Annotated in this window: 15 protein-coding genes and 1 riboswitch; of the genes, 10 read left to right on the top strand and 5 right to left on the bottom strand. The window is 43.3% G+C overall.

The genetic code is table 11. The annotated features are described in order from the left end of the window. Positions 1-293: 293 nt before the first annotated feature. Positions 294-1,583, bottom strand: coding sequence for a glutamate-1-semialdehyde 2,1-aminomutase (locus tag ACIQXQ_RS18075; RefSeq protein ID WP_402959298.1), 1,290 nt, complete (start codon positions 1,581-1,583; stop codon positions 294-296). 218 nt (positions 1,584-1,801) lie between these two features. On the opposite strand from ACIQXQ_RS18075, the gene chbG reads away from it, so the two are divergent. Next, positions 1,802-2,548: a chitin disaccharide deacetylase gene (gene chbG, locus ACIQXQ_RS18070; protein WP_402959296.1), complete on the top strand. Its 747-nt coding sequence runs from the start codon at positions 1,802-1,804 to the stop codon at positions 2,546-2,548. A 50-nt stretch (positions 2,549-2,598) separates the two neighbouring features. On the opposite strand, the gene ACIQXQ_RS18065 is transcribed toward chbG, so the two are convergent. Further along, positions 2,599-2,919 carry a hypothetical protein gene (locus ACIQXQ_RS18065; RefSeq protein WP_402959294.1) on the bottom strand — a complete coding sequence of 107 codons (321 nt, stop codon included), beginning with the start codon at positions 2,917-2,919 and terminating at the stop codon, positions 2,599-2,601. Between the two features lie 150 nt (positions 2,920-3,069). Between ACIQXQ_RS18065 and ACIQXQ_RS18060 the strand changes: the two genes are divergently transcribed. The 3 genes from ACIQXQ_RS18060 to ACIQXQ_RS18050 are packed head-to-tail and all read left to right on the top strand — an operon-like array spanning position 3,070 to position 5,700. Beyond that, on the top strand, positions 3,070-4,077 hold the full coding sequence (locus tag ACIQXQ_RS18060; RefSeq protein WP_402959292.1) for an ABC transporter ATP-binding protein: 1,008 nt from the start codon (positions 3,070-3,072) through the stop codon (positions 4,075-4,077). 41 nt (positions 4,078-4,118) lie between these two features. Beyond that, the gene (locus ACIQXQ_RS18055; RefSeq protein WP_402871388.1) at positions 4,119-4,910 is read left to right on the top strand and encodes an ABC transporter permease; all 792 of its coding nucleotides are present in this window, start codon (positions 4,119-4,121) and stop codon (positions 4,908-4,910) included. Positions 4,911-4,914: 4 nt separating this feature from the next. Beyond that, positions 4,915-5,700 carry an ABC transporter permease gene (locus tag ACIQXQ_RS18050; RefSeq protein ID WP_402871385.1) on the top strand — a complete coding sequence of 262 codons (786 nt, stop codon included), beginning with the start codon at positions 4,915-4,917 and terminating at the stop codon, positions 5,698-5,700. 40 nt (positions 5,701-5,740) lie between these two features. Here ACIQXQ_RS18050 and ACIQXQ_RS18045 read toward each other — a convergent pair whose 3' ends face one another. Continuing rightward, entirely contained in the window at positions 5,741-6,217 is a 477-nt protein-coding gene (locus tag ACIQXQ_RS18045) for an acyl-CoA thioesterase (protein WP_402871382.1), read from the bottom strand. Then, positions 6,210-8,516 carry a 5-methyltetrahydropteroyltriglutamate--homocysteine S-methyltransferase gene (gene metE / locus ACIQXQ_RS18040; RefSeq protein WP_402959290.1) on the bottom strand — a complete coding sequence of 769 codons (2,307 nt, stop codon included), beginning with the start codon at positions 8,514-8,516 and terminating at the stop codon, positions 6,210-6,212. Before metE ends, ACIQXQ_RS18045 begins: the two co-directional genes overlap by 8 nt. 139 nt (positions 8,517-8,655) lie before the next feature. Continuing rightward, a riboswitch (cobalamin riboswitch) is annotated at positions 8,656-8,853 on the bottom strand. A gap of 282 nt (positions 8,854-9,135) precedes the next feature. On the opposite strand from metE, the gene ACIQXQ_RS18035 reads away from it, so the two are divergent. From ACIQXQ_RS18035 to perR, 5 genes are all read left to right on the top strand, one after another. Next, a complete protein-coding gene (locus ACIQXQ_RS18035) occupies positions 9,136-9,558 on the top strand; it encodes a potassium channel family protein (RefSeq protein ID WP_402871377.1) in 423 nt (140 codons plus the stop codon). A gap of 62 nt (positions 9,559-9,620) precedes the next feature. Next, entirely contained in the window at positions 9,621-10,091 is a 471-nt protein-coding gene (gene bcp / locus ACIQXQ_RS18030) for a thioredoxin-dependent thiol peroxidase (RefSeq protein WP_402871374.1), read from the top strand. A gap of 11 nt (positions 10,092-10,102) precedes the next feature. Further along, the gene (locus ACIQXQ_RS18025; protein WP_402959288.1) at positions 10,103-11,212 is read left to right on the top strand and encodes an aminopeptidase; all 1,110 of its coding nucleotides are present in this window, start codon (positions 10,103-10,105) and stop codon (positions 11,210-11,212) included. A 145-nt stretch (positions 11,213-11,357) separates the two neighbouring features. Further along, positions 11,358-12,302, top strand: a complete 945-nt coding sequence (locus tag ACIQXQ_RS18020) for a D-2-hydroxyacid dehydrogenase (protein WP_402959285.1) — start codon at positions 11,358-11,360, stop codon at positions 12,300-12,302. 144 nt (positions 12,303-12,446) lie between these two features. Continuing rightward, complete coding sequence (gene perR, locus ACIQXQ_RS18015; protein ID WP_402871367.1) at positions 12,447-12,890, top strand: peroxide-responsive transcriptional repressor PerR; 444 nt, start codon at positions 12,447-12,449, stop codon at positions 12,888-12,890. Between the two features lie 67 nt (positions 12,891-12,957). Here perR and ACIQXQ_RS18010 read toward each other — a convergent pair whose 3' ends face one another. Continuing rightward, on the bottom strand, positions 12,958-13,311 hold the full coding sequence (locus ACIQXQ_RS18010; RefSeq protein ID WP_402871365.1) for a YgzB family protein: 354 nt from the start codon (positions 13,309-13,311) through the stop codon (positions 12,958-12,960). A gap of 189 nt (positions 13,312-13,500) precedes the next feature. On the opposite strand from ACIQXQ_RS18010, the gene ACIQXQ_RS18005 reads away from it, so the two are divergent. After that, positions 13,501-14,364 (top strand): nucleotidyltransferase-like protein, encoded by an 864-nt coding sequence (locus tag ACIQXQ_RS18005; protein ID WP_402959283.1) that lies wholly within the window; start codon positions 13,501-13,503, stop codon positions 14,362-14,364. Positions 14,365-14,645: the final 281 nt, after the last annotated feature.

Below are 14,645 nucleotides of genomic sequence, written 5' to 3'. Positions count from 1 at the left end.
GCTTTTGATTTTATGAAACGTTCATATTGGTAAACTTAAACAACTGTTCAAGCTTTTTAATTGAATGATATAAAATAGAATAAATGGATATAAATGTATTGGTATCATATCATTTAAATATTCAGAAATCAATTTTTTATACAGTATATTGGATAGGGTGGAAGAGTGTGTTATTTAGAAAAAACTCCGTGAAAGCCAATTTGAAAGTTTTATTTAGCTGATATGAGAAAACCCCAAGATGGATATCCATCTTGGGGTTGAATGGTTGGTGCATATTTATTCTTTTGTCCAGCTTAAATCAAGTTCTTGAATGCATGTTCAACCGCTTTTAAAGTATAAGCGATATCTTCATCCGTATGGGCCGTTGTCAAGAACCAGGCTTCATATTTGGATGGTGCCAAGTTGATTCCTTGATTAAGCATCAGCTTGAAGAATTTACCGAACATTTCGCCGTCCGTATTTTCAGCTTGCTCGTAGTTTTCGATTGTTTCTGTAGTGAAATAGATCGTCAAAGCACCTTTTAGGCGGTTGATGGTAATAGGTACATTATATTGACGAGCGGCTTTAAGGATGCCGTCTTCAAGGAGCTTCCCTAAGCGATCAAGCTCGTCGTAAACGCCTTCTTCCTTCAACACTTCCAAGCAAGCGATCCCGGATAGCATGGAAGCAGGGTTTCCGGCCATCGTTCCTGCTTGATATGCAGGTCCTAATGGTGCGACCGTATCCATGATTTCTTTTTTGCCGCCGTAAGCACCGATTGGAAGACCCCCACCGATGATTTTTCCAAGAGCGGTTAAATCGGGTTGAACGCCAAGTAAGTCCTGAGCCCCACCGTACATGAAGCGGAATGCAGTGATGACTTCATCAAAGATGACGAGTGCTCCAGCTTCATGAGATAAGGAAATCACGTCTTCCAGGAATCCAGGGTGCGGTTCGACGATGCCGAAGTTGCCGACGATCGGCTCGACCAGGACACCGGCAATTTCGTTGCCCCATTTTTTCAGTGCCTCTTTGAATGGCTCGATATCATTGAAAGGAACCGTGATGACTTCCTGTGCAATGCTTTTAGGGACACCAGCGGAATCCGGTGTTCCAAGTGTGGATGGACCAGAACCTGCAGCAACCAACACAAGGTCGGAGTGACCGTGATAGCAGCCGGCAAACTTGATGATTTTATCGCGACCCGTGTAAGCGCGGGCTACGCGGATGGTGGACATGACGGATTCCGTACCAGAATTGGTGAAACGGACTTTATCAAGGCCAGGCATCGCCTCTTTTAACATTTTGGCAAAGGTGACTTCATGCTTTGTAGGCGTACCGTATAAAACACCTGTTTCTGCAGCCTTTGTGATCGCCTTTGTGATATGGGGGTGTGCATGACCTGTGATGATCGGGCCGTATGCCGCCAAATAATCGATATACTTGTTGCCATCAACATCCCAGAAATAAGCTCCTTTGGCATGATCCATGGCCACCGGCGAACCGCCGCCCACGGCTTTATAAGAACGGGAAGGACTATTAACCCCACCGACGATATGCTCCAACGCCTCTTTATGTATAATTTCCGAATTAGTAAAATCCAATCTAAAAACCTCCTAAAAATACAAACATAATCACTCCTAATCATAGCACTTTTCCACTTTAAAATCCCTGGGAAATGGGGCCTGACCCCCAAACAAGCTGACCGAAACCCATATATACCAAGCTTCCATGCTTTTTATTTTGTTTGGGAAATAGGGTCTGACCCCCATGGTCTGGTATATTCATAGTAGTAGGTACGGGAAATGGGAGGGGGATAAGGATGACGAAGTTGATTATTAATGCAGATGATTTTGGGTATTGTAAGGGAATTAATTTGGGGATTATTGAATGTTTTCAGAATGGTGTCGTGACGTCGGCAACTTTGATGGCCAATATGCCGGGTGCCGAGCATGCGGCAGCGCTGGCTAAGGAAAATCCGAATCTTGGCGTGGGGATTCACTTGGTTTTGACCTGCGGCTATCCAGTGAGAAGCGATGTTCCTTCGCTGGTGAGGGAGGATGGCGCGTTTCATCGACGCAACGATATGCATAAGTTTGCTGAACCTGCGGATATAGAAAAAGAATTGAACAGCCAGATGGAGAGATTCCTATCATTGGGGCTGAAACCGACTCACATTGATAGCCATCACCATGTTCACGGCTTGGAGAAGGTTTATCCCATCGTTGAAAAGATAGCGAAAACGCATAGCTTGCCGGTTCGGAAATTGGATGGGGCACTTCATGGTTATCAAGAGGTGAAAAGGACAGAGAAATTGATAACGGATTTCTTTGGATTGGACCTGACGACAGGCCATTTAGTTGATATCTTGGATACAAGTCTAACTTCCGAGACAGTCGAAATCATGTGCCATCCCGGGTATATAGACGAATCGATACTAAACGGAAGTTCCTACGCCCTGCCACGTGTAAAGGAAATGGCCGTCCTGACAGACCCATTGATCCAAAAAGCCATAGCCGCGCGTGACATCGAACTAGTCTCCTATAAAGAGCTGGGAAATAGGGTCTGACCCCCAATCCAAAGAGCTGGAACCCTTGATGGTACAGCTTTTTGGATGAATTATTTCGTTTGGGAAATGGGGTCTGACCCCAAAGTTTCACTTATGAAGGACATTATATCTAGGATGGTGCTTGGGTTTTCGATGTTGAAGGTTTGGCGTTTGATTTCGCCTTGGGCCTGGTAGTAGGTTACGTGTCCTGTTCCTTTTTCTTCATTAATATGTAAATGAAAGCTTAGTGGGGTATTTTCGATGGACCCGGACGAATCCCTTTGGACGATCTGGCACAATAGTTGGTCGTATTCGTCCTCGTACAAGAAATCATACCGTAATTCCAGTACGATTTTTTCGATTTGCGTGAGCAATAACTTTTTTATATTCATAGCGATTAGTCTCCTTTTTATAGGTAATACATACATCGTCGAAATTCGCCCAACCCAGGATATCCTGAATCCAGGCATTTTTATTGTTTAAAAAGCTGAGGTTGGCTAAACTATTTGATTAGGACAAGGAATATGGAGGAAAATAACATAATGAGCAATGCAATTCAGGTTAATCAATTACGGAAGGAATTCAAGTCGGTTTCAAGCCGTTCCGGATTAAAAGGGGCCTTCCGCGACTTACTTACAAGAAATTATAAAATCGTGCCTGCTGTCAACGATATCAATTTTACTGTAAAAAAGGGTGAGATGGTAGCGTATATCGGGGAAAATGGGGCAGGCAAGTCGACGACGATCAAGATGCTGACGGGGATTTTGGAGCCGACGTCCGGTGATATCATGGTCAATGGCATGAATCCGCATAAAGAACGGGAAAAGTTCACCCAGACCATCGGGGTCGTCTTCGGGCAACGATCGCAGCTTTGGTGGGATATCGCCGTCCAGGAATCCTTTCGGCTGCTGAAAAAAGTATATAAGGTGTCTGATGAACAATATAACGATCATATGGCACATGTAATCAAGACGTTGGATATCGGGCCGTTACTCGATAAGCCGGTGCGTAAGCTGTCCCTTGGCCAGCGGATGCGTTGTGAACTGGCTGCTGCCTTGATACACAATCCACCGTTGCTTTTCCTGGATGAGCCGACGATCGGTCTTGACGTGTTAGTGAAAATGAAAATCCGTGAGTTTCTGAAGGAAATCAATGAAAGATACAACACGACCATCCTTCTGACCACGCATGACTTGGGGGATATCGAGGCCTTGTGCGAGCGGGTGATCATGCTTGATGAAGGTCAAATCATTTATGATGGGGAATTGCAAAGCCTGAAAGATAATTGGGCAGAGGAAAAACAGGTCCACTTCCAATTCATCGAACCTGTCGAACTGAATGAACTGCAATCCTTACCGTTATCCTTTCACGTCAATTGGGAGCACGATGAAAAGAATCATGCATACATAGCCGTGTTAAAAGAGGAAAGTGATCATATTTCACAACTTGTCGCCGCTGTCGTTTCACATTTTAAAATCAAGGACGTCAAAATCCATGAAACGTCCATCGAAGAGATTGTTCGTAATATTTATGAAGAAGGCACGGTCTGACTCTTTCAGAAAAAGTGTGTCTACCAAGAAGGGAGAGGACCATGGGAAAGTATCTTGCGATGATTCGCATGCGTTTTTTGATGATGCTTGCGTATCGAACCGATTATTATACCGGTATTTTAATTTATAGCATCAATATTGGTGCTTATTATTTCTTGTGGAATGCGATATATGGAGAAAAAAGTTCCATTGAAGGGCTATCCAGCATGCAGATGACCACCTATGTGGCGGTTGCCTGGATGGCGCGTGCCTTTTATTTCAATAATATTGACCGTGAGATTGCCGATGAGATCAAGGACGGCAAGGTCGCAATCGAGATGATTCGACCTTATAACTACTTAGGAATGAAGACGATGCAAGGCCTGGGTGAGGGGATTTTCCGTTTCTTTTTCTTCTCCATACCAGGTATGCTGCTCGTCGCCATCATTTTCCCCATCCATTTGCCAAATGAACCGGCAACATGGGGGCTTTTCGGAATTTCCCTGTTATTCAGCTTCATCATCAATACGCAAATCAATTTGCTAACGGGAATCACGACATTTTTCTTATATAATAATGCTGGATTGATCCGGGCAAAACGTGTCATTGTTGATTTGTTTTCAGGCTTGTTATTGCCTATCAGCTTTTATCCAATCTGGGCACAGGACATCATGAAGTTTCTGCCGTTTCAAGGAATCAGCTATGTCCCGAGTATGATTTTCACAAATGGATACGGAACGGGAGACATCGGCATGGCTCTTTTACAGCAATTGATCTGGGTCATCATTCTCGTTATCCCCATCCAGGTTTTATGGATAGTCGCAAAAAAACAGCTGATTATTCAGGGAGGTTGATGGGATGTTCTACGTATCAATGTTTTTTCAATATGTGAGTCAATATATGAAAACGAGATTGCAGTACCGGGCTGATTTCGTCATCGAGATTCTTTCTGATTTGTTGAACCAAGTCGTGAATCTGGTGTTTATCTTAGTGGTCTTCGGACATACGGAGTTCCTAAGTGGGTGGAGCCGGGATGAAATCATATTCATATACGGTTTTTTCCTTATCCCGTTTGCGTTATTTTCATCCTTTTTCAACATCTGGGATTTCAACGATCGCTACATCGTCAAAGGGGAGATGGACCGGATTTTAACAAGGCCGATTCACAGCCTGTTTCAAGTCATCTTAGAGCGGATTGAGCTTGAATCATTATTTGGTGTCGTGACCGGTTTGATCATCATCTTCTATTCCGGTGTTTCGTTAAACCTGGAACTAACTTGGTATGACCCGATTCTCTTCATCATCTTTGCAATCGGCGGGGCACTCGCGTATGCCGCCATCTTTGTTGCGATTGCAAGCATCGGCTTCTGGTCTGATGCCAAAACGTCCATCATGCCGATGATGTATAACATCGGGAACTACGGGCGCTATCCGGTTGATATTTATAATAAGGTCATCCGCTTTGTTCTGACTTGGGTGCTGCCGTTTGCCTTTGTCGGTGTGTATCCCGCTTCCTATTTTCTTAGAAAAGAAGAGTGGTACGCGTATGCATTCGCCACACCTGTTATAGGGGTCGTCTTTTTCATGATCTCAATCTTCATTTGGAATCAGGGTGTGAAAAGGTACCGCGGAGCAGGAAACTAAAAAAAATCCCTTCAACAATTTTGTTGAAGGGATTTTTTGCTTATATGCGTTTGTTTTTTCTCTCGAGATATCTAGCTTGTGCTTGGACGTACTGCCGCTTTTCTTCTTCCGTTTCCGGTTGGACCTGTGGAACCGGTATAGGCTTTCCATCTTCGTCTATCGCAAGCATCGTTAAAAAAGCGCGGGCGGTGAGTTGCTTTTCGCCAGTCAACAGGTTCTCCCGTTCTACTTTTACGAATACCTCCATTGACGTTCGATGGGCACAGGTGACATAGGCTTCCAAATTGATAGCATCCCCGGTCTTAATGGGGGCCAGGAAGTCAAAGGAGTCGCTTGAAGCGGTTACGACCGGTTTCCGGCAGTGGCGCATCGCTGCAATGCAGGCGATTTTATCCACATACGCCATCACTTTTCCACCAAAGATGGTATTGTGATGGTTCGTATCAGGTGGAAAAACGAGGTCCGTTAAAAACGTCCGTGACTGTTGAACGGGAATGCCTGTTGTTAAATCAGTCATTTTCCTGTTGGACCAATAGCTTATTCCGGACAACCGTTGCGGCTTCGACCATATTTTTCAGTGAAGCGACGGTTTCTGGAACGCCCCTTGTTTTCAGGCCACAGTCAGGGTTAATCCAAAATTGGTCTTTATCCAGTACCTTGATGCCACGTTCGATCATATCGACCATTTCTTCCACTGCAGGAACGCGAGGGCTATGAATATCATACACACCAAGGCCGATTCCTTTTTCATATGTTTTCTCCTCGAATGCGGAAGCGAGCTCGCCGTGGCTGCGGGACGTTTCAATGGAAATCACATCAGCGTCCAGGGAAGAGATGACATCCATGAAGCTATTGAAATCACAATAGCACATATGGGTGTGAATTTGTGTTGTGTCTTCGACGCTCGAAGTGGAAATCAGGAATGAATGGACCGCCCAGTTTAAGTACTCATCACGGTCGCTTTTTTTCAATGGAAGGCCTTCACGCAGGGCTGGTTCATCGACTTGGATCATTTTGATCCCTGCTGATTCCAGTGCCTCTACTTCTTGTTTCAAGGCCAATGCCAATTGATAGCAGATATTTTCCCGTGAAATATCGTCACGGACGAACGACCAGTTCAGAATCGTAACAGGACCGGTCAGCATTCCCTTCACCGTTTTTTTCGTCAAGGCTTGTGCATACACACTTTCTTTGACCGTCATCGGATCGATGAAATGGACATCTCCATAGATAACGGGAGGTTTGACACAGCGGGAGCCGTATGATTGAACCCAGCCTTTTTCAAGGAAGACGAAGCCGCCCAATTTATGGCCGAAAAACTCGACCATATCGGTTCGTTCAAACTCCCCGTGCACAAGGACGTCCAATCCGATTTCTTCCTGGATATCAATCCATCTGCCAATCTCCTCGTTCACGAATGCTTCATATTGATCAGCCGTCCATTCACCGCGTTTGAATTTCCCGCGGGCCTGTTTAACTTCCGCGGTCTGCGGAAAGCTTCCAATTGTCGTGGTTGGAAGGAAGGGCAGGTTGAAATACGCCTGTTGTTTTTGATAGCGCTGTTTAAATGGCAGGGTACGGCCATGGGATTGCTGCTTCGCCTGTTCGACAGCGGATTGAACGTCTTTATGGTTTCTGGCCTTTGAATTATTTAAGGTCTGCCATGCAGCTTTGTTTGCCGTCACCTTTTCTTCGATTGATTCTGGACCTTCGTTGTTTCCTCTGACCAAAAGTGTGATTTCTTCTAGTTTCTCATCAGCAAAGGCAAGGGCTTCTTTCACTTCGCTAGCTAGTTCTGTCTCGTTTCGAACCGTCACTGGAACATGTAGCAGGGAGCAGGAAGGTTGAAGCCAAATTCGATCTTCGGCTACGTGTTTCGTAATGGACTCGACCAACTTGATTTTTTTCGTCAAGTCAGAAAGCCAAATGTTTTTCCCGTCAATCACACCGGCCCCAAGTATTTTATCTTGCGGGAAACCGACTGTTTGAAGATTGCTGAGATTTTTTCCTTTGTCATGGACCAAATCAAGGCCGATTCCTTGAACGGGCAAGTCGATCACTTCTTGGTAGTGTTCTACAGCATCAAAGTATGTTTGCAGCATGATGTTCAGGTTGGGGACAGCTTCGTTCAATTTTTCATACAGGTATGTAACAGTTTTCATCTCGTCTTTGGAAAGGGAAGAAACAAGGGAAGGTTCATCGATCTGCACCCACTTCACGCCTTCTTGTTCCAGCTCTCGCAAAATTTTTGTGTATAAAGGCAACAGGCTCAGGATGATGGCCGGAAGATCACTTTTTTCATAGCCCTTTGACAAAGAAATGAATGTGTAAGGTCCGACTATAACCGGTTTCGTATCGATTCCTAGTTTTTCCTTGGCTTCGCGGTAAGCGGCAAGCGGCTTGTTTTCTGTCAACGTAAGCTGGGACTGTTTTAGCTCTGGAACGATATAGTGATAATTTGTATTGAACCATTTCGTCATTTCGGAAGCGACTTCATCCTTGTTCCCACGGGCCATTGAATAATAAACGGAAAGGGGGACCATGCGACCTTTATAAGCCGAATAGCGTTCTGGCACCAGGCCGAACATGACGGACATATCGAGCATTTGATCATATAACGTAAAGTCGTTGACCGGGATGATATCGATGCCTTGATCTCTTTGTTTTTGCAAATTGCCTAAACGGATCGCTTCCAATTGCGCCATGAATTCCGTTTCATTTAATGTTCCAGCCCAATAGGCCTCTAATGTACGTTTCCATTCACGATCCTCACCGATTCGTGGGTACCCTATATTACTACTTTTCAACACATCCATCTCCTTTTAATGAAATAACAACAAAAAAGCATCCCTAACCGTCAAAAGAGAAAGTTAGAAATGCTTAAAATAAAGGGGCACGAAAATACCCCTTATCATTATAAGGTCCCTAACACCTCCCTATCTCCCGTAGGTTAAAACAGTGTTGTCGAAATAGGCAGGTCTCCTGACTCAGGGAACTCTTACTTAGCACTAAAAGCCTTCCCAATCCAAAAGGACCAGTGGCATCAAACAAAAGCGCTATACATTCCCATTACAGTGGCGGGACCGTGCCGGAATTACACCGGACTTCCCTTTTAATCCTAAAAGCTTAGGAACCTATCTCCACATATGAAATTCACAAAAAACTCCGACCGCATAAACACGGACGCTGAAATTTACAAAATATTATAAAAACTTAACCCATCTTAGCATACCCCAACCAAATGGGTCAACAAGGAAAAAGTCGGGAAATGGGGTCTGACCCCCACCATATGGCACAAGAACCCATGCTGTATCTATGTTTCCTAGATGGTGCAGTAGCTGGGAAATAGGGTCTGACCCCTAAAACGAGCATATATTGACTCGGAAAAGAGTATGTATAAGGGAAGTGGGTTGTTTTTGAAATGAGGCGTGGGGGATGACCTTTTATATTTTGATTGTGGGGATTATCTTTTGCATGGTGATGAGCATTCGGACCTTATTTCTTTCTGAGTCGGAGGCAAAGAAGTTTTCTCTTGAAGATATGCTGTGGCTCGGCAATTTATATGCGACATTATTAGTCGGTTTTGCACTGATTTATTTATTATACGAGCTTCAGAATCATTCGGTGATTCTTGATATGGGCAATCGCTTGGATGGGACCTTTTCCGAGCAGCTGAAGACCTCATTTTATTTTAGTGCGATGACGATGTTCTCCGTCGGATATGGGGATATCTCCCCAATCGGCATTGGCCGGATGATCGCGACAATCCAAGCATTCATTGGCTATACGCTTCCTGCGGCATTTGTGATCAGGGCTGTCATCGATTTTGAACAGAAGGAAAGAAAGAACAAGAAATGAAAGTTGTGTTTCTTTCAATTATTGGGTACGCTTACCATGATGAAAGAAATGGAGGGTTTAGAATGACGGTCGAAATTGGAGAAAAAGCACCAGACTTTCAATTACCAGCAAACAACGGAGAACAAGTTACCCTATCAGGATTCAAGGGTAAACACGTTGTATTATATTTTTACCCAAAAGACATGACACCCGGTTGCACGACGGAGGCTTGTGATTTCCGTGATGCTAATGAACAATTCGAAGAGCTTGATGCTGTCATCATAGGCATTAGCCCGGACCCGGTAACACGTCATGAAAAATTCATTGAAAAACATGGGTTGCCTTTCCTGTTGCTTGCTGATGAAAAGCAAGAAGCCGCTGAATTATATGGCGTATGGAAATTGAAAAAGAACTTCGGTAAGGAATACATGGGCATTGAGCGTTCGACTTTCCTGATTGATAAGGAAGGAACGATCGTTAAAGAATGGCGTAAAGTCAAAGTAAAGGGCCACGTCGAAGAAGCGTTGGAAACTCTTCGTGACCTAGAAAAATAAGGTACAGGCTAATGAAGGATGAGCGACTTATCAAGCTTGCCAAGCAGCTGATTCATCATTCACTGAGGCTGCAGGCGAAAGAGCGAGTCTTGATCCGTGGGCCTGTTGCAGCAAAGGCCCTATTGAAGGAACTGATTGACGAAGCCTATAGAATGGGGGCCTATCCTTATGCGGAACTTGAAGATGACGAAATTACCAGTCATCTGCTAAAAGGGAATGTTAAGGAACAGCTCGATACCTTATCGAAATGGAATTATAAGAAATACGAAGATGTGGATGCAGTCATCATCATATCGGGCGATGGAAACGAAGGGCGAGGAGTGAGTGTCCCTCATGAGAGATATCGCCTTCAGGAGGATGCCATGAAAACGTCCACCATGTTCTTCGTCAATAACCGGCGCTGGGTGTTACTGAATTATCCGACCATCGGTTCTGCAAAAAAATCCGGCATGAGCCTTGAACAGTATGAAGATTTCTTGTTAAACGTGTGCACACTGGATTATCACAAAATGGAAAAGTCCATGAAGCCTCTAAAGGATTGGATGGATCAAACGGATCAAGTCCGGATCATATCGCCGGGGACTGACTTGGCTTTTTCCATTAAAAATATCCCCGCTGTCATTTGCGCTGGTAAAAACAATCTTCCAGATGGTGAAGTGTTCACGGCACCGGTAAAAGACAGTGTCAATGGCACGATTTCCTTCAATACTGCTTCCGCCTATCAAGGAGAGGTATTTGATGGGATAACCCTTACATTTAAAAAGGGAAAAATCATGAAAGCTTCTTCCAATCAGTCGGACCAAATGAATCGTTTGCTCGATATGGATGAAGGGTCCCGGTACATCGGGGAATTCGCCCTGGGAATCAATCCGTATATCATGGAACCGATGGGTGATATCCTATTCGATGAGAAGATTAGCGGCAGCCTCCATCTTGCCACTGGTCAAGCTTACCAAGAGGCCGATAATGGAAATCAATCATCGTCTCATTGGGACATGGTCTTGATCCAGCGACCCGAATATGGCGGCGGAGCGATCTACTTTGATGATATACTGGTTCGTAAGGACGGTTTATTCGTGCCACGGGAATTATGCGAATTGAATCCAAATCAATTAAAATAAAGCCCTTTTTAATAGGGAGAGGCGTTTGTCCAACTCAAATAGAGGACCCCTGAATATGATTTAGTAAGGGAATACCTCCTCATAGAAAGTTGCGCGGGACATTCAGTGCCCGTGTTTTTTTATGTAAAGAAAAGGAGAGATAATCATGTTAGTATTTTCAACAATCATTCCGAATGAAGACATTCAAAAGAAGATGGCACAAGCATTTCCCGATTTGACATTCATGTATCAAGAAACTTGGGCGGATGAAAAGCTCCAAGAAGCCGAAGTTCTTATTACATATGGAGAAGATTTAACCGATGAAATCATTGAAGAGGCAGTGAACGTGAAATGGATCATGGTCATGAGTGCCGGATTGGAGTTAATGCCTTTTGCCGCCATTGAGAAACGCGGAATCATGGTGACCAACGCTAGGGGCATCCATAAAATCCCGATGGCTGAATATACAATCGGCATGCTTTTACAGTATGAAAAGAAATTAAAACAACTAATTGAGAATGAAGCGGGAGAAATCTGGGACCGGAAGATAGAAGTAGGCGAGTTGAATGGAAAAACGATGCTGATCCTAGGAACGGGGGCAATTGGAGGGGAAGTGGCACGTCTTGCCAAGGCTTTTAGAATGACGACCCTCGGAGTGAATCGTAGTGGGAAAGCCGTCGAACACATCGATCATCTATACGCCCTTACGGAGCTTGAGAAAGCATTGCCCAAAGCGGATTATATCGTAAGCGTCTTGCCTAGTACGGATGAAACGAAGGATTTGTTAAAGAAAGAACATTTTAAAGCAATGAAACGTACAGCCGTCTTCGTGAATATAGGACGGGGAGATCTGTTCAAGGAAGACGTGCTCATAGAGGCCATGCAGGAGCATGAACTCGCTCATGTGATACTGGATGTATTCGAACCTGAACCGCTAGTGAAGGGCCACCCATTCTGGAAAATGGAGCAGGTCACGGTAACCCCGCACCTATCAAGCAAAAGCGGCGAATATTTACCAAGGACCTTTGCAATCTTTGAAGAAAACATGAAAGTCTACCTAAAAGACGGAAAGGATTTCATTAATATCATCGACCCTAAAAAGGGATACTAGGACCAACTAGAAAAACAGGAAATAATTAAATGAATGAGGAATAAACTAAGGGTGTAGATATATTGACAAAGCTTGCTTATGGGGAGTACACTATTTATAAACATTACAATGTAATAATTCATACTTAATTAGAAAAAGAGGTGGATGACGGTGTCTGAAGTTCAGTTGAAAGAAGCGTTGGATTCCCTTAAAGATACCGGTGTAAGAATAACTCCTCAACGCCATGCAATTCTTGAGTATTTGATAGACTCCATGTCGCATCCTACTGCTGATGATATTTATAAAGCGTTAGAAGGCAAGTTTCCGAATATGAGTGTGGCTACGGTTTATAACAACCTGCGTGTGTTTCGTGAAGTGGGATTGGTCAAAGAGCTTACCTATGGCGATTCGTCAGCTAGATTTGATTTCGTAACAACGAATCATTATCATGTTATCTGCGAAAGCTGTGGTAAAATCGTCGACTTCGATTATCCTGCATTGGATGAGGTCGAACACTTTGCAGCACAGGTCACCGGATTCAACGTAAGTCACCATCGGATGGAAATCTATGGGGAATGCACGGATTGTGCAAAGAAAGAAGCGCATTAAAAAAAGTTCCGCCACTTGGTTGGAACTTTTTTTGTTGCAAAAGCACTGTAACTAAAATCCATTCCATTCAGTCGTTCAGGCTTTTGCGATTATATTTTTCGTCGAACTCTTCGCCTTCCAGCTTTTTATCAAGGGTCAGCGTTTCATTGCAATGCATACATATATCGACCCTACCTAATATTTTCGTAGGCTTCCCGCAGTTCGGGCAGATAACCTGTACCGACTTTGTGGACAGCATCCCAATCCAAAAGTAAACGCCCGTGCTTGCGATAATGAATAGAAGTCCAAGACCCATGAAGAGCGTCATGACGATAGGGTGCGACTTAAAGAATAGACCGATATACATCACGATAAAGCCAACGAAGATCAAACTTAAAGCAAACGTACGGATTTTATTGATTTTGCTAGAATATTTAGCCATGTTAGACCCTCCTAAAATATAACTTTAACTATAACATAAACTAAGGTTGGAACAAAAAAGAAATAAAGGATACAAATGACTTATGGTGGACCATCGGAAAAATAGGAAAGAACATCTAGGTTCAGAAAACAGGATTTTTGAAGAGAATTGTCGAATGTAAAAAGAAAAATGGTTTTGGAGGAATTTATAATGGAAGATATCCTTCGCCCGATTTATCAAGAGCGAGCAAGTTTGAAGTCCACATTAGGGATTTTGTTAATAGAAAAAAGGGAGCACAAAAGCCCCATCACTGATACGTTTGATTATGTCCTATTTGTCATCGTGGATGATGCAGAGGAACCTGTATTTTTAAAGCACTATACCTATCAGGATAAGAAAGCGGCTTTACATGTTGTGAAAGAAGAGCAAGTCAAGGAATGGATTTTATTAGGGTCGAATCGTAAAGTCGTGGATTGGATTTATAATGGGAAGATTTTATTCGACCGAAATGAATACCTGGAGCATTTAAAAACCGAAATCCGTGAGTTTCCCTTCTATGGAAGAAAGCTGAAGATGGGAATGGAATTTTCAAAGTTAATTCGTAGGTATAGGGATGGAAAAGACTTTTTTGAGAATGGCCATTACCTGGATGCCTATAACCATATTGTTCACTCGCTACATCATCTAGCTCGATTGGAAATAATAGAACAAGGTTTTCATCCAGAGGTGACGGTTTGGAATCAAGTGAAGCATATGGAACCTGAAATATATAAGTTGTACGAAGAACTGATTAGCAGTGAAGAAACCCTGGAGAAAAGGTTGGAGCTTCTTTTTCTAGCTAGTGAGTTCCTTATTTATTCCCGTACCAATGCCGGTTCTCAACACCTACTGGAAATAATGAATGCTAGAGAAGGGTCTTGGACCATAGCGGAGTTAATGGAGCATCCAGAACTAAGTTATTATTCAATCGATCTAGGCGTTCTTTTAGAATACTTAATTGAAAAGAAAGTAGTGGATACCATTATAGTCGAGACCAAAGGGCACGATGTTTATCACCGATTTTATAAAGTTTAAAAAAATATACTAAAAAATCATTTTTAGTATTGACCAATAATAATATAGGTGTTATATTAATACATGTCGCTGCGGGACATCAGCTTTCGCAGCTTCAACGAAGCTTTACGAAATAAAAAAACATCAAAAAAACATGTTGACAACTTAAACGAAAACATGATAAGATGTATAAGTCGCTTACGAAGTAAACGACAACGAAATTGCTCTTTGAAAACTGAACAAAACAAAGCGCCAACGTAAATTTTGAGTGAGCACACACTATAAAAAAGCAAAATGAGCAA

The organism is Peribacillus sp. NPDC097198 (genome assembly GCF_044762055.1).
Classification (GTDB): Bacteria; Bacillota; Bacilli; order Bacillales; family DSM-1321; genus Peribacillus.
This window is presented reverse-complemented; position numbering and strand designations above follow the sequence as displayed.